Below are 14,217 nucleotides of genomic sequence, written 5' to 3' on the forward strand. Positions count from 1 at the left end.
TCACCACCTCACTGACGTGCTGACAAACAAGAGCCCGGAGTCACGGCGATCGACCGTGCCGCCGAGAACGTCCGAATAGCCCATATCGAAATTGACATTGCCGCCGGCGAGCTTGGCGCCGACCGTCCAGCCAAGCATGTCGCCGCCTGCGATCTGGTAGCGGGCCTGGCGTGCGATCCGCCCGTAGTCGAGACCGATATACGGCCTGAATTCTCCAAGCATCTTCGCCAGCCCGGCATTGTCGGCGAAGGGCTGCGTACGCCAGACGAGATCGTTGCGGATGAAGAAGCCGTTATTGCCGAAGAGCATCGTCTCGCGCGTGCCGCGCACCGAGGAATAGCCGCCGGCCGAGATCTGCTCCGCCCCGAACAGATTGTCGGGGGAATATTGACCGGTGACGATCGAATTGATCTCGAAATGCTGCTCCGCGATTTGGAACGGCTTCGTGACCGTGATCGTGCCTGACAATTTCGAGAAGCGAGGATCGGCATCCCCCGCCCCGGCATCGCCTGGCGCAACTGCGTCAAAGAGATTGAGCCCCTGGCTATAGGAGAGATCGAAGACCCAGAGGCCACCGAGCATGCGGCGCGAATGCGAGAGGCCGAGATCGCCGACCGTGTATTTGCGGCTGCCGACCTCGATCCGGTTGCCGAGCAGGAAGTTGTTGGTTTCCTTGTAGGTCAGCCCACTGTTGAAGGTGGTGATCGAATCCTTGTCGCGGAAGATCACCCGGTCGGCGCCGATACCGGCCTGCTTGCTATCGCCCGACGTCCGCAGCGTGCCGAAATTGCCTGGCACGGAGCTGTCATATTCATACCAGGAGCCATTGGTGGAAAAGGTCCAGTAGCCGTAGGGCACGCTGACATTGCCGGAATAGCTGTTGCTCTTGCCCAGACCGTCATTGCGCCATGGATAATCTGGGCCAGTATGCTCGTAAGCGAAATTCCACTGGTCGTTGATGCCGAAGAGGCTGTCATAGCCGATCGAGGCTGAGCTTTTGGAATATCCCGTCTGTTCCTGGCCGAGATTGCTGTTCCCGAACGAAAGGTGCCAGGGATGGCTGGGCTTGTTCTCGATATTGAGGATAGAGGTGCCGTCGGTCTTGCCGGGCAGCATCGCCGTCTTGGCATTATTGGAGGTAAGGCGGTTGATCTGGTCGAGACCTTGCTCGATATCACGAAGATTGGTGATATCGCCCTTCATACCGGGAAAGGCGGTAGCGATCACGCCGGAACCGGGCGACGGCTTGCCGTTGATGTAGATGTCGGAGAGTGTCCCTTCGACGGCGACGAGGCGCAGCAGCTTGGTCTTGGCGATATCCTGCGCCGGCACATAGACACGGGAACTGACAAGACCCTTGTCGAGATAAAGACGCGTCAAGTCGCGCAGCAGAGCATTAATCTCGCCGACGCCGACGCAGCGGTTCGCGTAAGGAGCGGTGACCTTGTCGATCGCGCCGGCCGAAAACCGCGTGACGCCTTCAACCTCTATATGGGTGATGGCAAAACACCGGCCGGATTTGCCGCCACCGGCCTTCTCCGGCTGCAGGACTTCGACCGGAGAAGGTCTCGGCGTCATCTCACCAAGCGTCTTGAGGCGCTGCTGTTCGGCTTCCTGCGCCTGACGGCGCGCGAAGTCGTCATTCGGCGATTGCTGCGCGGCAGCCTGAGCCGAAACCAGGATCACCGACAGCAACGCGGTGGCAAACGGCACAATGAATGACGACTTCGAAAAGCCCCGGCCGCTCCGCGCAGGAGGCGCCCCTAAAGCCAGTGTCATGAGCTATTCCCGCCGTCCGCTTACTTCGAGGCGGGCTTTTGCAGCGCGTCCAGAGCCGGCGACAGGCCCTTGAGGGAGAATTTGATGTTGACCTTCTGGCCATTCATCATCTGGACATGACCGGTGCCATCCGTCGCCTTGGCAAGGGCTGCAACCATCTTTGCGTCCAGTTTCTGCTGCGCCCAGCAGCCCGCCTGATTGCAGTTGCGGTAGGCCAACTGCACGACGGGCTTGTCGTTTGCATCGATGCTGATGCCGGCAGGCAGATACATATTGAGTGGCACGAGCGTCGTCAGAACCAGTTCACTGGCTGGCTGCTTGGCCGTCTTCTTGTCCGTTGCGACGGGAGCAGGCACCTTGGCAACCGCCAGCGTCAATATGTTCACATCCTGGTCGCCCTGCTTGACCGTTGCGATCTGCGCAACTTCGCAGCTCTCCGCTGCAGCGCCATCCGCTGCCTTGCCGTCGATGCAGCGATAGTACCAGTCGTCGAACTTCTGAACGCGGGCCTGAGGCGCGGGCTGCTGTTCGCTTGCCTGCGGAGCTGTAGCCTGAGCGGCTCCGCTGCTCGTAGTCGTGTTTGCGGTCGGAGCGGGCTGCTCCTGCGCCGCCACAGAAAATGCAAGCAACGCCGAAGAAAGAAAAAACGCTGAAGTGAGGGTCTTGAAGGAAAAGGTCTTGTTGGCGGGGGACATACAAATACCCAAAGTCAAAGCCATTCGCTTGCGCAAGGCGTACCTTGCTCAATCGGCATGTCGGTCAAAAATCAGGAAGATTCACCACTGGGTGGCGTAGCCGATCATGGGCCTGATCAGCTCAATAGCAGATTTCTAAAAAAGTACAGCAAAAAGTAGCAATAGCACGGGTGACTCACACGCTCGTTTTCAGATATGCGTGTAAAATCTGCAACACCGACGTTCAGAAATTGAATAAAATTGTCTCGCACTCGGCGGGATTAGAACTCCGCCCCACCCAATTAAAGCCGCAGGATACGCCTGTTTAGACCACGCCAGATAGGCTGATACACATCACGGCCACGCCTTAATGTCTCTGACACAACGATGCTTATTCGTCCGCTCAGCGAGGCCTAAACTGAATCGCCGACCCAGTCTTCATGTCCATAGCGTATTCGGATCACGAAAATTGCTCCGCCCTCTTCAATCCGATAGACAATAAGATGGGCTTTGAAAGGATGAATTCTGACCGGCGGCGAAATCTCTTCCCGCTCACGAGCTATTCGCGGGTTGGCAGCGATTAGATCAAGCACAGCAAACAGGTCATTATGGTAACGTCTAGCCTGAGCGGTTCCAAACATGCGTACGCCTTGTTCGGCAATCGCAATAATGTCCTCTTCCGCTTCAACTGAAAGGCTGAAACGCATTACCTGTCGCCGCGCGTTGTTTCTCCGCGCTCGACGGCCGCAGCAAAGAGTTCATTCTTCGATCGACTGCCGACGCCGCTTTTAAGACCGTCATCAACAAAACGCTGCATGGCGGCAATCTTATCGCTACGGGCTTGGTCCCTACGAATCAAGTCGCGGACATAATCACTAGCATTCGAATATCGCCCAGTCTTTGCTTGCGCCTCGACCCAATCTTTCATCGGGTCGGGAAGAGATACATTCATCGTCGCCATTCGAGCCTCCATAGCGCCAGCAGGTTACGTGATGTTGGCAAAGTTTGTCAAACCGACAGCTGCTAATCGGCAGCCAATTCGGTTGCACTTCAGCCGCCGGAGGTTGACCACCCGCTTCGGCCGGCCAGGGAACCGGGCACTCCTGGTGGAAATGTTTTTGTTCCAAAAGAGCTCAGCCGAGAGTGGTTCGAAAGAGCATTTCCAGCGCGGAAGGGCGCATGTACGCAATGACCCGCGCGCCAAACACAACGATGATACAGATATTGTTTTTCGCATACAAAAGTATCGACTTCTTATGAGGTGGCCTGCGCACGACAAGTAAACACTCCCCAACATCATCCCGAGCGACGCACCTATAGCCAGGGCGTCCTTGGTGCTGCTTTGCACGCTAAGCGACACTGTTATTCGACTTGCGGCGCAGTGGATTTCTGAACCGTTATTTTTCGAAGCGAGAAAGATGTGACGGGCACAGAAAAGCTTGCGCAACTCCTCATGACGAAACTCCTGCTGATTTTCGCTGGATTGACTGCGTTCGCAGCAGTCGCTCTTTCGTCAATCAACTGAGAGTCAAAGAAGCATTTTTAGCGGGAAATTGGATCGCTCATTGCCTATGCAAGGCATCGATCTTCGTTGACGATCCCCCATTCGCTGAAGGTTTGAGGCCGTCACCGGTCAGCGTCTTCGGCGCTTTGAGGAAAATTGCGCTCGCGGGCTGTGACGGGACGCTCAGAAGGCGGCCCACGACTCGCAAACGCTGGCTGAATTTCAGACGTTGCGTGCGTAAAAATATAGGACGCTGTGTACACGCACGCTCTGTGAGGCGCGGACCGAACGACATGAATGACTCGCGCGGTTGCAGACAGCTTCAAGCGCGATCTGCAATGTCTCATATAGGCGTCATCTGAAATTGAATACATCATCTCTCGGCTTTGAAAGTGCGGCCGAGATCCGGCCCGGTGCCGAAATAATGTCGAAACACGTAAAACAGCGGGCTCCACGTGCTGGTATCGATATGGTTGGTGCCAGCGACAACGATATCCTCGTGCGCGTGGACGCGGAGGACCTTCGCTTCGACGATGGAGAAGCTTTCGGGACGCTCCGGAGGCCATTCCGCACCGGGAGGATGCGCCGCCACCACCTCCGCCTCGAACTGGATCGGACATTCTGCGATGCGCAGAGGCCGAACGAGATCGGCTACCTGCGGCGTGAAGCCGGCCACATCGAATTTATCGGCCTCGAAACGATAGCCGATCTTTTCCTTGTGGGGCGGAACGGGATCGCGGCCCGTGGTTGGCGCGATCGCCTCGACGTTTGGCCACAGCTCCGGCGACGGGAAATTCAGCACGAGCTGGCGCTCGCGCAACAGATTTTCCCGCCCCTTAGTGGTCGATGTCAGGCCGAGAACGACACGGTCATATAACGCCCAAACCGAGGACATCGGCGAGATATTCGTCGTGCCGTCAGGATTAAGGCTCGTAATCAGCACGACGGGAGTGCCGATATAAAGCACGCTGGGCTTGATTTCGATATGCTCGCGATCGCTTTCGGCTGCGTTCGTCAACATGGCAAACTCTCCTTTGAGAGTTTCAGTGTAGCCCACATGAGCCTGCAATAGTTCGACCGTGACCGAACCGTTGCTTGAAAGCGGGCGCGCCGGCTTCATCCCCCAGGCAATCCTCGAACGGCGCTGATCCCTCTTCTCTTCCTTGTGCGCAAGCGTGATCCGGCCACCTGGTAAGCTCCGATGAAGGACTTGCGAGATTTTCGCCGGCTGATTTATTCGCGCTCGTCCGCGGGTGCCGGCACCACGATCACGGTATCCTCGGCCATAAGCATCCGCCCATCCTGTGCTCGCAATTCCAGCCGCCGCACCGGCAGCTTTGTTGCTCTGTCGACCAGCGTCACATGCGGCTCATTGGGCTCGAAGAAGAAATCCTCGCCCCATTGGCGAAGCGCGACCAGCAGCGGAAACAGGCCCTGCCCCTTCTGCGTAAGCACATATTCCTGATAGGGACCGCCATCGGAGGCTGGCACGGTATCCATGATGCCGTGGGCGACGAGATTGCGCAGCCGGGCCGAGAGGATGTTCTTGGCGAGGCCGAGGCTTTTCTGAAATTCGCCGAACCGGCGCAGCCCGTCGAAGGCATCGCGGACGATCAACAGCGACCACCAATCGCCAATCGCATCCAGCGGCCGCGCCACTCCGCACATGGAATCCTTGTGGCTTACTCTCTTGGCCATACCGCCGTGCCCTCCCTTGCTCACCTGTCATCATTCGCGCCGCAGCAACATGCGGCTCCAGCGCCTTTCGGAATATATCGGTTGCAAAGTAAAACCACAAGAGATACGCAATCGTGGTTTCAAATTAAAACCTCGATAGGAGAACAACCGTGATTCCTGCCAATGAAACATTCGCCGGCACATTCCCCTTCGCTCCGCATTTTACCGATGCACTGGGTCTCCGGATGCATTACGTGGACGAGGGACCACGTGATGGCGAGATCATCCTCTGCCTGCATGGGGAGCCAACCTGGGGTTATCTCTTTCGCCATCTCATCTCGACGCTGAGCCGTACCTACCGCGTCGTCGCTCCCGACCATATGGGCTTCGGCAAGAGCGAAACGCCTGAAAGACGCAGCTATTGGCTGAAGGATCACATTGCCAATCTGGAGGCCTTCGTGCTCGCACTCGGCCTCACCGATATCACGCTCGTGATGCATGATTTCGGCGGCCCCGTGGGCATGGGACTTGCCGCCCGTCATCCTGAGCGTATCCGCCGCATCATCTCGGCAAATGGGCCAACGCCCTTCGGTCAGCCCGACAGTATGGAGCGAAGTGTGGCAAATGCCGCCGTGTCCCCATGGTTTCAATGGGTCCTCAAGGCCGAAGCCGACGGAACGCTGGAGCCGGTACTCAACAATCTCGGCTACAATATTCTCAGCACGCTCAAGCTCAACGGCTTCGAAAACAACGCCATCATCGACGACGTATGGCTCGATGCATATGGCGCCCCTTTTGCCACCGCCGCCGAGTGCCTCGGCGCGCTCGGTTGGGCCAAGGGCTTTGCCACTAGCGCCCATCAATTCGAAATGCCCGATGCTGCGGCCGAGCGCGTCATCCGCGACAAACCGGCGCTTGCCATATGGGGCGAGGCGGACAGGACGCTGCATGCCGAGCATTTTCTGCCGCTCTTTTCCGCCCTGTTCCCATCAGCCCCGGTTGAGCGCCTCCCAGGCGTCGGCCATTATTGCTTCGAAGATGCGCCGGAAACCATCTCGGGCCTGATCGCAGATTTTCTGCGACGCAGCTAGGCTGCACGATCTCAAAAATCGAAACAAAGGAGCGCAGCGCCGCCCGCTCCGGCGGCCGGCGATGCCGTACCGGCACAGCCTCTTTCACCATAGCGGATCTCGCTAACCACAAGCCGGCAGACACGGAACTTGGCAGCTGGCCGATTGACATTCGTTATCGTTGTGACACCGTTGCACATGGTTGCCGACCCACCGTCCCGAGGCAAAATGACAAAGCGATCGCAAGCCGTTATCACTACAGCCGAAGAGCACCCGCGCGACGGATGGAGCGACCCCGTCCACGGCTTCATCTCCTGGCACACGCTGCTGAGCAACGACATCACCCCCACTGACAGCATGAGCGCCGGCATCGCTGAACTTGCGCCCGGCGGCGAGCTGAAACCGCATCGCCACGACCCCTCGGAAATCTACTTCATCTTCGAAGGAACCGGCATCGTCCGGATCGACGGCGAGGAAACCACGGTCAAGGCCGGCACGACAGTCTTCATCCCCGGCAACGCCGAACACGGCATCCGCAACGAATCGCCAGCCAATTTGAGATTTTTCTATGTGTTTCCGACGGGATCGTTTGCTGACGTGGTCTATCGGTTTCGGGAGGATTGATGTTTGTCGAGCCGGCTTTCAGCGAATCTGCTTGCTCGATAGTGGCCTGCAACAAAGGCCAAAATGGCGGAGAGGGTTCTCAAAGAATTCGATTACTTCCTCAGCGCGCAGCTTCTTGTTGAACGTCTTCCCGCCGCCGGCATCGGCTTCATGCACTTGAAATATGTCTTTGGCCAGATCGCGACCAACGACAACCGTGTGGTTCAAAATAAGCTCCATAGGATAAATGACAGAGCCCCATAACGTCGGCTGATTTAACATTAATGAGAACCGGCGGACTGCCAGGGCAAAGCCGACAAGAGTGTTTTCCGGACTCCGATCGTCAGGCCATAGGCGATCACCACCCTTTATCCGTTCTTGCTTTTCGGCTTGCGTTTCTTCGTAAGCTCACGCCCCATCGCGCGTGAAATTATTCGCCAGTCACGGCCGCCCATGCCGGGGATGCGCAGCAGTTCGGCAGAGCTGATTGAGCTCATATCTTCAGCCGTCTCATAGCCAGGTTGATTAAGTTCGGCGAGCAAGCTTGGGCGGAGTTTTAAGTCTTTGAGATTTATCGTCATGAACAGCAAGGTCGCAGACCACCGCGTAGCTTCAATACGGTGAAATCATACAAGCTTGGTTGCGCTTAACGTAGAGATTGTTTCTCTTGCAAGGCAAAGTCTTGCTTGCGCCACATATGGTTATGTGGGTTCTCCTAGCAAGATGACGGTGACATCCAGCCCGCTCATCGCTGAATTAGCGTCGCGCTGGTCGTGGGCAGGCACATAGATGATCTCACCCGAGCGATCGTTTCTGAGCGCTGTGCCTGGCATCTAGCGAAAACCATCCGTACGCCGTTTGAGAAGCTGAAATATACCGACGATGGTCGCATTCGTCATCAGGCCCTCGGTCTGCCGAAGCTTGTCAAAGCCGAATTTGAGGGCATCTCGATACGGAGCGACTTCTTTTGCCGCAGGAGACTCCAACCCCTCTGGAAATAGGTCCGCCAGAAACAACCCATCCTAGGTGGTGACTTTTCGAGCTCCGAGCTCGCTTTTGCCTCTTGCGACAGGCGTGTCGATCAGAATTCCCGGATTGGGTATGCGGCCGCTCGCCCCTTCGACTTAGCAAGTTAGCAAGCGATCTGTTCGCGGGAGTGAATTCCTTGAAACCTCGATGGGTTCCTAAGCCATTAGCGATGTCAGATCGGGAAGCTGATGGACGGATTTAATATGTACGGCTCGATAAGTTAAAAGAACTCGATTTCTTTAACATGTCCGTCGCAACGTGTTAAATCCGCGTCCATGGTTATCAGTGCGAGGCAACTACCACGCGCGATACCCAGATTTCAAAGACCTTATTTTTGACGAACTGAGAAGATGAAGAACTTCCCGATCGGGGTGATTTTGACGCCGTCACCACCGCACTTCCCGATCGGTAAGAATTGCATTATTTTGGGAAAAACTTCCTGTACGGTAAGCCGATTCAGGAGATGTTCGATGTACAGGTCTGCACGGGATTTCGGCGCCGCCGTTCGAGAGAAACGCAAAGCCCGGGGCTGGACCCAGACCGAGCTTGCCGCTCGCTCCGGCACGGCCGAACGCTTCATCGTAGAACTCGAATCCGGCAAGCCAAGCTGCCAGCTCGAAAAATCCCTGGTCGTGGCACGCGCCGTGGGGATCGAGATCGGTGACCTCAAGACGGTCCGATCTGTTCCGGCATCATCGGATGATGGCCTCGACTTCCTTCCGACCTTCGGGGATGGTCGATGACGACGATCTTCTAATAGAGCCTGCCTGTCGCCCACCTGACGAAGGCAAATGGCGTCTTGACTATGATCCTAGCTGGGAAGAGCGCTGCTCAGCGTTCCCAGCGTCGCTGATCACATGCCATTGCGCTCAGGACCCGTTGCTGCCGACAGGCTGCTGCCTTGGCTCGCCAATCTGCTTCCGGAAACGCATCTTACCGAGATCGGTCAGCGGCAGAAAGTGTCATCCCAGGACATCGTTGGTCTGCTGAGCCACATCGGGCGTGACACAGCGGGCGCGTGATCGATTGGCGAACCCCGGAAACCGCGTACGGCTTCACCTCACTCCCAATCATCCATGCGCTCCAGCTCGCCGCGGGCAACCAACGCATATCGAATGGCGCGGCCCGCCACGCGACAAGAATGGCTTCCATGCCGTCCACCTGATTTGCCGAAAGCCGCCCGCCGAACAACGACGGGCGTACCGCCGCGAAGAACTTCGCGTGATCCATAACTTCTCTCCATATTTTGGGGTAAAATTTACACCAACTATCTTTACATGGTGCATAATATGCCCTATGTTTTACCTCCTCGAAGTGAGGGGCACATGGGCAAACTGGTTCAAATCGGGAACATCATCATTCGGGTTTACGCGAACGATCATCTGCCCCCGCACTTCCACATTCTCACCCCGGATGGGGATGCATTGGTGGAAATCGCGACACTGGAAATCCTGCGTGGTAAGCTCGCACGCAAGGCGCAAGACACCGCCCTCGAATGGGCAGCAAAGAACAAGGCAGCTATTGCCGCCGAGTGGAATCGGACCAATCCCCGCTTTCCAATCGCTTGAGGAAGGGAAACAGCCATGGATATGCCGCGAATTGAAAGCGTAACGCCAACATCAAACATGACGCTGGCAATCAAGTGGAAGGGTGGCGCTGAATCTTCCGTAAACCTCGTCGGGTGGATTGCGACCGGCGGCGATTTGCTCGCCTCCCTCAAGTCTCCTGATATCTGGAAAACCGCCGCAGTCACCGACTATGGAGCAACGGTCGAATGGGCAGGCGAGGATTTGGCGATCGATGCCTATCACCTCTTCCAGATCGCCGAAGACCAGCGTGATTTTAACGCCGAGGATCTGCGGAAATGGCAGGAAGATATAGGGCTTTCGAATAACGAGGCTGCGGATTTCCTTGGCGTTACCTTGCGCACATGGAAGAACTATCGTGCCGGCGCTCCCGTCAGCCATGCCGTCAAGATGCTGTTACGTGCGAGCCAGCGCGACCCGCTCTTGATGCATGCGCATTACCGGCCACGTCAGAACGGCAGGCCGAAAGCCGCATAGCCGACGCCAGAGATTTGTCATATAGAGCCCATCGGGGACCTTAATGCAGCTAGAGAAAGAACTGGACATTGCTGAAATAAGCGCGGCCCTCCATCCCAAACGCCGAATAGTCGTCTTACAGAGAGAAGATGGCCTTTATACCTATGCAGAGCAGTACCATTATGTTTCGCACTATGAGGGCAAGATCATAGCCGAAGGCTGGGCAACGCTTCCCAGTGACGATATATTCTCAACTTCCGAAATAGCCGAGACCGAGGGGCGAGCAGCGTTTTCACGGCGCTACGGCGTAGCTTATTGATCGAAACAATAGAACCATTTTTGGCTCGGTTTGTCAGCCGACACAACTTCCGGAATGCCGAGCATGAACGACTTCAGTCCATCCCAAGACTTCGCTGGTTTTTTCTTTCTTGCCATCGACCACGGATTCACGAGCATTGAAGATGGTGGAGGCCCCGCTTGTTCCGTTCACAATGACTGTGGACTCAGCGGGACAAAAAAGCTCACTCGGTTTGCAATGGAGAAGCTCGAAGACGGCGTGGAAGCCGCCAAGAATAGTGTCGCATCGACCGGAGCGATAGCGATGTATGCGATAGCTTGGGACGGTTTCGTCACACTCGAAGGGCGAAAATGGGATGCAATTTGCGTTGAAGCCGGCGAGGCCCAAGCCGAATTCGGCGCGCTGTTCTGTCAGCGATACACCACGGAAAAGAAGGGATTACTACGAAGGACCCGCTCAGTACGCGTTGGCAACCCGGCGCTTATCGGGAGACCTCGGTCTCGTTTATGGGTGGGAAGTGAACTGTAGCGGAAGGCTGATACGCGCAAGCCGGCGCGACCCGCTGAAGCAACCAAGCTTGTCCACCAAAAAATGCGATTTTTGGAAATCTACCGCTCTTGGCTCTCACCGATAACAGTCAAAAGACATTGAATTCCAAAAATCGGTTTTTTTGAAAGTCAACGCGATTTAAGTGCCACGGAGGAGATACAAACAGCTTTCTCTTCCATTTTTGCTCAATTCCGGAATTCAACTGACGAAAAGTCCCATGGTTTTGGCAACTGCGCAGCTCTCCACCACAGCGGTTACACGAATCTCCGCGCAGCGAACTGCCAATCGGTTCGGCCCACGATCCTACAAAATACCGCTGGTTAGCATGATGAATCACAATAAGCGAACGTACCGCGGTTGCCGGCTCAACGATCATTTATCCCGGTAGATACGCGACTTGGACGCATACGCCATAATGAGAAAGCTTGGAGGAGTTGGTATCAAGGCCCAAAATGGCGGAGAGGGTGGGATTTGAACCCACGATGCCCTTGCAGGCATGCCGCATTTCGAGTGCGGTGCATTCGACCACTCTGCCACCTCTCCGGTTATGCTGGTCGGCGCTGTTCGGCGCGGAGGGCTACATAGCGAGAGACGGAGAGGATAGCAAGGGCGAATATGAAAGCTTTTCATCCTTTCGCCTTGACAGATCAGGGACGCTTATATATCCCGTGCGACGCAATAGGTGTGGACAAGTCCGCGCCTTGCCTGCCCTGCTTCGCGCAGGGCTTCACCGGCAGATCTTTTGGAAGGCCTCAGGCCTTTAGAATTCCTGCTAAATTTCGACTGATAAAAAGACGGCCCCTCGTCCTCATGGCGAGAGAGCCGGAACGAACATGAAAGGATAAAAAATGTTCGCAGTCATCAAGACCGGCGGTAAGCAGTACCGAGTGGCGGCAAACGACGTGCTGACCATCGAGAAGCTCGAAGTCACCGCCGGCGGCACCGTAGAATTCACCGAAGTCCTCGTTATCGGCGAAGGCGCCGACGCTGCGATTGGTGCTCCCTTCGTCAAGGGCGCTTCCGTCAAGGCCGAAGTGGTCGAGCACAACCGCGGCAAGAAGGTCATCGCCTTCAAGAAGCGCCGTCGTCAGAACTCGAAGCGTTCGCGCGGCCATCGCCAGCATCACACGGTTGTCCGCATCACGGACATCGTGGCTGCCAAGTAAGTAACGGGATCAAGGTTTAAAGGAGAACTCCAATGGCACACAAAAAAGCTGGCGGTTCCTCGCGCAACGGTCGCGATTCCGAATCCAAGCGCCTTGGCGTGAAGAAGTTCGGCGGCGAAGCCGTCATCGCAGGCAACATTATCGTGCGTCAGCGCGGCACGCAGTGGCACCCGGGTTCCAACGTTGGCCTCGGCAAGGATCACACGATTTTTGCGCTTACGGCGGGCAACGTGAACTACCGTACGAAGGCCAATGGCCGCGTGTACGTGTCTGTAATGCCGAAAGCGGAAGCAGCGGAATAAGCCGGTAGCGCTCTAAAACAGCCGGCGTCTCATCGACCCGGCTGACGCTACAAGGTTCAGTCAAGAAAAAAGGGGAGATGGGGCGCCATCTCCCCTTTTTCTTTACCCTCAACCAAGGAGGACTGAACCATGCAAGGCGAATTGTTAAGGGAAGACCAATCAAGGTCTCCCGAAGAACGGCTGAGGCCGGATAGGTTAAGGACCGATTGCCCCGTCTTACTGTCGGAAAGGCTCGTTCTGCGCGCGCCCCACGAAGAAGACATCGACGCCCTTGCCCATCTCGCCAACAACGCCAATGTCGCCACAATGGTATCGCGTATGCCGCACCCGTATACGATCGCCGATGCCGCCGATTTCGTGCGACGCACGAAGCTTGGCGAGATTGGCAAGTGCGTCTATGCCATTACCAAAGCCGACAACGGCGCCTTTCTCGGTTGCTGCGGGGTCGAACCCACGGGTGATCCGAACACTGTCGAGATCGGCTACTGGCTGGGCGAGCCGCACTGGAACCAGGGCTATACCACGGAAGCGGCCCATGCCCTCATCGACATGGTCTTTCGCACCCGCGAAAATGTCGCCCAGATCGACGCACGTTGCAGGGTCACAAACGTTGCCTCGAGAAGGGTCGTGCAGAAGTGCGGCTTCCAGTTCCAGGGCTCCGGCCTCGCCGCGTCGCTGGCGCTCGGCAGCACCGTACCGGTCGAATGGTACAGGCTCGACCGCAAGACCTGGATATCGTTGCGCAGCTGGGGAGGCATGAGATGAACGCTCTCGCCCTCACCCGCCGCGATGCCCGCATCCTGATGCCCGGGCCAACGCCCGTCATCCAGACGGGCCGATTGACGCTGCGCCCGCACCGGCTCAGCGACGCCGATATGATTGCGGAATCGCTTTCGGATTTCGCCGTCACCCGCATGCTGGCCCGCGTCCCCGCGCCCTATGACCGGCAGGATGCGCTCGACTGGCTGGTCGAGCACACCTCCGGCTTCGGCGCCGATTGGGAACTGGCCATCACCGAGCGGGATGATGCCCATATCGGCAACGTCGGTATCGAACTCCGCCACGGCCGCTGGCACCTCGGTTACTGGCTGAACCGCTTCTACTGGCGGCAAGGCATCATGACCGAAGCGGTCAAGGCTGCGCTCGAACGTTTTGCCCGCCGCATGCCCGAAGTCGCCGTTCATTCCGGCGCCTTCGCCGACAATCCGGCGTCCTTGAAGCTGCAGCAGAAGCTCGGCTTCGAGATCACCGGTTGCTCGGAGATCTACAGCTTTGCCCGAAACACCATGGTTCCGCATATCGAAACCGTGTTGAAGCCGGGCGCGCTGCGGCTCTCGCAGGCGGCCTAAGGCCCTTGAAAAGCGGTCATCGCCGTTCAAACCGGCGATGACCATCATGCCAGCCATGCAGTTCCGCCCCTTTATGGCACTGGAGCCGCACGATATTCTTTGACCTCAGCCCGAAGCGCCTATATCGAAGGCGACATGACGGGCAAATGGCCGTCCGATGCGTCCTTCCGGATGT

The 14,217-nt window shown here is 56.9% G+C and carries 20 protein-coding genes and 1 tRNA gene; 12 read left to right on the forward strand and 9 right to left on the reverse strand.

Annotation, left to right across the window (positions count from 1 at the left end):
* The 6 genes from ABOK31_RS16765 to ABOK31_RS16790 all read right to left on the reverse strand — a co-directional run bounded on the left by ABOK31_RS16765 (position 1) and on the right by ABOK31_RS16790 (position 5,655).
* Entirely contained in the window at positions 1-1,779 is a 1,779-nt protein-coding gene (locus ABOK31_RS16765; RefSeq protein ID WP_349956783.1) for a ShlB/FhaC/HecB family hemolysin secretion/activation protein, read from the reverse strand.
* A 20-nt stretch (positions 1,780-1,799) separates the two neighbouring features.
* On the reverse strand, positions 1,800-2,474 hold the full coding sequence (locus tag ABOK31_RS16770) for an invasion associated locus B family protein (RefSeq protein ID WP_349956784.1): 675 nt from the start codon (positions 2,472-2,474) through the stop codon (positions 1,800-1,802).
* A 392-nt stretch (positions 2,475-2,866) separates the two neighbouring features.
* A complete protein-coding gene (locus ABOK31_RS16775) occupies positions 2,867-3,160 on the reverse strand; it encodes a type II toxin-antitoxin system RelE/ParE family toxin (protein ID WP_349956786.1) in 294 nt (97 codons plus the stop codon).
* Positions 3,160-3,414, reverse strand: a complete 255-nt coding sequence (locus ABOK31_RS16780; RefSeq protein ID WP_349956788.1) for a type II toxin-antitoxin system ParD family antitoxin — start codon at positions 3,412-3,414, stop codon at positions 3,160-3,162. Before ABOK31_RS16780 ends, ABOK31_RS16775 begins: the two co-directional genes overlap by 1 nt.
* A gap of 916 nt (positions 3,415-4,330) precedes the next feature.
* Positions 4,331-4,978, reverse strand: a complete 648-nt coding sequence (locus tag ABOK31_RS16785; RefSeq protein WP_349956790.1) for a flavin reductase family protein — start codon at positions 4,976-4,978, stop codon at positions 4,331-4,333.
* A gap of 212 nt (positions 4,979-5,190) precedes the next feature.
* Entirely contained in the window at positions 5,191-5,655 is a 465-nt protein-coding gene (locus ABOK31_RS16790; RefSeq protein ID WP_349956792.1) for a helix-turn-helix domain-containing protein, read from the reverse strand.
* 149 nt (positions 5,656-5,804) lie between these two features.
* Here ABOK31_RS16790 and ABOK31_RS16795 point away from each other — a divergent pair, with 149 nt between their 5' ends.
* The gene (locus ABOK31_RS16795) at positions 5,805-6,725 is read left to right on the forward strand and encodes an alpha/beta fold hydrolase (protein WP_349956793.1); all 921 of its coding nucleotides are present in this window, start codon (positions 5,805-5,807) and stop codon (positions 6,723-6,725) included.
* 207 nt (positions 6,726-6,932) lie between these two features.
* Positions 6,933-7,328 carry a cupin domain-containing protein gene (locus ABOK31_RS16800; protein WP_349956795.1) on the forward strand — a complete coding sequence of 132 codons (396 nt, stop codon included), beginning with the start codon at positions 6,933-6,935 and terminating at the stop codon, positions 7,326-7,328.
* 18 nt (positions 7,329-7,346) lie between these two features.
* On the opposite strand, the gene ABOK31_RS16805 is transcribed toward ABOK31_RS16800, so the two are convergent.
* Positions 7,347-7,535 carry a hypothetical protein gene (locus tag ABOK31_RS16805; RefSeq protein ID WP_349956796.1) on the reverse strand — a complete coding sequence of 63 codons (189 nt, stop codon included), beginning with the start codon at positions 7,533-7,535 and terminating at the stop codon, positions 7,347-7,349.
* A gap of 140 nt (positions 7,536-7,675) precedes the next feature.
* Complete coding sequence (locus ABOK31_RS16810) at positions 7,676-7,888, reverse strand: hypothetical protein (RefSeq protein ID WP_349956797.1); 213 nt, start codon at positions 7,886-7,888, stop codon at positions 7,676-7,678.
* A 918-nt stretch (positions 7,889-8,806) separates the two neighbouring features.
* Between ABOK31_RS16810 and ABOK31_RS16815 the strand changes: the two genes are divergently transcribed.
* The 6 genes from ABOK31_RS16815 to ABOK31_RS16840 all read left to right on the forward strand — a co-directional run bounded on the left by ABOK31_RS16815 (position 8,807) and on the right by ABOK31_RS16840 (position 11,204).
* Positions 8,807-9,079 (forward strand): helix-turn-helix transcriptional regulator, encoded by a 273-nt coding sequence (locus tag ABOK31_RS16815; RefSeq protein WP_349956798.1) that lies wholly within the window; start codon positions 8,807-8,809, stop codon positions 9,077-9,079.
* 114 nt (positions 9,080-9,193) lie between these two features.
* Positions 9,194-9,358 carry a HipA N-terminal domain-containing protein gene (locus tag ABOK31_RS16820; protein ID WP_349956800.1) on the forward strand — a complete coding sequence of 55 codons (165 nt, stop codon included), beginning with the start codon at positions 9,194-9,196 and terminating at the stop codon, positions 9,356-9,358.
* Between the two features lie 303 nt (positions 9,359-9,661).
* Positions 9,662-9,904, forward strand: coding sequence for a DUF4160 domain-containing protein (locus ABOK31_RS16825; protein ID WP_106999579.1), 243 nt, complete (start codon positions 9,662-9,664; stop codon positions 9,902-9,904).
* A 15-nt stretch (positions 9,905-9,919) separates the two neighbouring features.
* Positions 9,920-10,399, forward strand: a complete 480-nt coding sequence (locus ABOK31_RS16830) for a hypothetical protein (protein WP_349956802.1) — start codon at positions 9,920-9,922, stop codon at positions 10,397-10,399.
* 43 nt (positions 10,400-10,442) lie between these two features.
* A complete protein-coding gene (locus ABOK31_RS16835; protein ID WP_349956804.1) occupies positions 10,443-10,697 on the forward strand; it encodes a hypothetical protein in 255 nt (84 codons plus the stop codon).
* A 63-nt stretch (positions 10,698-10,760) separates the two neighbouring features.
* Positions 10,761-11,204 (forward strand): hypothetical protein, encoded by a 444-nt coding sequence (locus ABOK31_RS16840; protein WP_349956805.1) that lies wholly within the window; start codon positions 10,761-10,763, stop codon positions 11,202-11,204.
* Positions 11,205-11,678: 474 nt separating this feature from the next.
* Here the strand turns inward: ABOK31_RS16840 and ABOK31_RS16845 are convergent.
* Positions 11,679-11,768 (reverse strand) — tRNA-Ser (locus tag ABOK31_RS16845).
* A 305-nt stretch (positions 11,769-12,073) separates the two neighbouring features.
* Between ABOK31_RS16845 and rplU the strand changes: the two genes are divergently transcribed.
* From rplU to ABOK31_RS16865, 4 genes are all read left to right on the forward strand, one after another.
* A complete protein-coding gene (gene rplU / locus ABOK31_RS16850; protein WP_004127263.1) occupies positions 12,074-12,391 on the forward strand; it encodes a 50S ribosomal protein L21 in 318 nt (105 codons plus the stop codon).
* 32 nt (positions 12,392-12,423) lie between these two features.
* Positions 12,424-12,693, forward strand: coding sequence for a 50S ribosomal protein L27 (rpmA, locus tag ABOK31_RS16855; RefSeq protein ID WP_004127267.1), 270 nt, complete (start codon positions 12,424-12,426; stop codon positions 12,691-12,693).
* Between the two features lie 129 nt (positions 12,694-12,822).
* Complete coding sequence (locus ABOK31_RS16860) at positions 12,823-13,458, forward strand: GNAT family protein (RefSeq protein ID WP_349956809.1); 636 nt, start codon at positions 12,823-12,825, stop codon at positions 13,456-13,458.
* Positions 13,455-14,042 (forward strand): GNAT family N-acetyltransferase, encoded by a 588-nt coding sequence (locus ABOK31_RS16865; RefSeq protein ID WP_349956811.1) that lies wholly within the window; start codon positions 13,455-13,457, stop codon positions 14,040-14,042. The genes ABOK31_RS16860 and ABOK31_RS16865 overlap by 4 nt, the downstream gene beginning before the upstream one ends.
* Positions 14,043-14,217: the final 175 nt, after the last annotated feature.

The sequence above is a fragment of the Rhizobium sp. ZPR4 genome (assembly GCF_040215725.1).
Classification (GTDB): Bacteria; Pseudomonadota; Alphaproteobacteria; order Rhizobiales; family Rhizobiaceae; genus Rhizobium; species Rhizobium rhizogenes_D.

Excerpts from the sequence above, each read along its gene's own strand:
- ABOK31_RS16780 (WP_349956788.1), bottom strand. The coding sequence starts at position 3,414 with ATGGCGACGATGAATGTATCTCTTCCCGACCCGATGAAAGATTGGGTC.
- ABOK31_RS16815 (WP_349956798.1), top strand. The coding sequence starts at position 8,807 with ATGTACAGGTCTGCACGGGATTTCGGCGCCGCCGTTCGAGAGAAACGC.
- ABOK31_RS16825 (WP_106999579.1), top strand. The coding sequence starts at position 9,662 with ATGGGCAAACTGGTTCAAATCGGGAACATCATCATTCGGGTTTACGCG.
- ABOK31_RS16820 (WP_349956800.1), top strand. The coding sequence starts at position 9,194 with ATGCCATTGCGCTCAGGACCCGTTGCTGCCGACAGGCTGCTGCCTTGG.
- ABOK31_RS16865 (WP_349956811.1), top strand. The coding sequence starts at position 13,455 with ATGAACGCTCTCGCCCTCACCCGCCGCGATGCCCGCATCCTGATGCCC.
- ABOK31_RS16790 (WP_349956792.1), bottom strand. The coding sequence starts at position 5,655 with ATGGCCAAGAGAGTAAGCCACAAGGATTCCATGTGCGGAGTGGCGCGG.
- ABOK31_RS16765 (WP_349956783.1), bottom strand. The coding sequence starts at position 1,779 with ATGACACTGGCTTTAGGGGCGCCTCCTGCGCGGAGCGGCCGGGGCTTT.
- ABOK31_RS16775 (WP_349956786.1), bottom strand. The coding sequence starts at position 3,160 with ATGCGTTTCAGCCTTTCAGTTGAAGCGGAAGAGGACATTATTGCGATT.
- ABOK31_RS16810 (WP_349956797.1), bottom strand. The coding sequence starts at position 7,888 with ATGACGATAAATCTCAAAGACTTAAAACTCCGCCCAAGCTTGCTCGCC.
- ABOK31_RS16840 (WP_349956805.1), top strand. The coding sequence starts at position 10,761 with ATGAACGACTTCAGTCCATCCCAAGACTTCGCTGGTTTTTTCTTTCTT.
- ABOK31_RS16785 (WP_349956790.1), bottom strand. The coding sequence starts at position 4,978 with ATGTTGACGAACGCAGCCGAAAGCGATCGCGAGCATATCGAAATCAAG.
- ABOK31_RS16860 (WP_349956809.1), top strand. The coding sequence starts at position 12,823 with ATGCAAGGCGAATTGTTAAGGGAAGACCAATCAAGGTCTCCCGAAGAA.
- ABOK31_RS16770 (WP_349956784.1), bottom strand. The coding sequence starts at position 2,474 with ATGTCCCCCGCCAACAAGACCTTTTCCTTCAAGACCCTCACTTCAGCG.
- rpmA (WP_004127267.1), top strand. The coding sequence starts at position 12,424 with ATGGCACACAAAAAAGCTGGCGGTTCCTCGCGCAACGGTCGCGATTCC.
- ABOK31_RS16835 (WP_349956804.1), top strand. The coding sequence starts at position 10,443 with ATGCAGCTAGAGAAAGAACTGGACATTGCTGAAATAAGCGCGGCCCTC.
- ABOK31_RS16830 (WP_349956802.1), top strand. The coding sequence starts at position 9,920 with ATGGATATGCCGCGAATTGAAAGCGTAACGCCAACATCAAACATGACG.
- rplU (WP_004127263.1), top strand. The coding sequence starts at position 12,074 with ATGTTCGCAGTCATCAAGACCGGCGGTAAGCAGTACCGAGTGGCGGCA.
- ABOK31_RS16800 (WP_349956795.1), top strand. The coding sequence starts at position 6,933 with ATGACAAAGCGATCGCAAGCCGTTATCACTACAGCCGAAGAGCACCCG.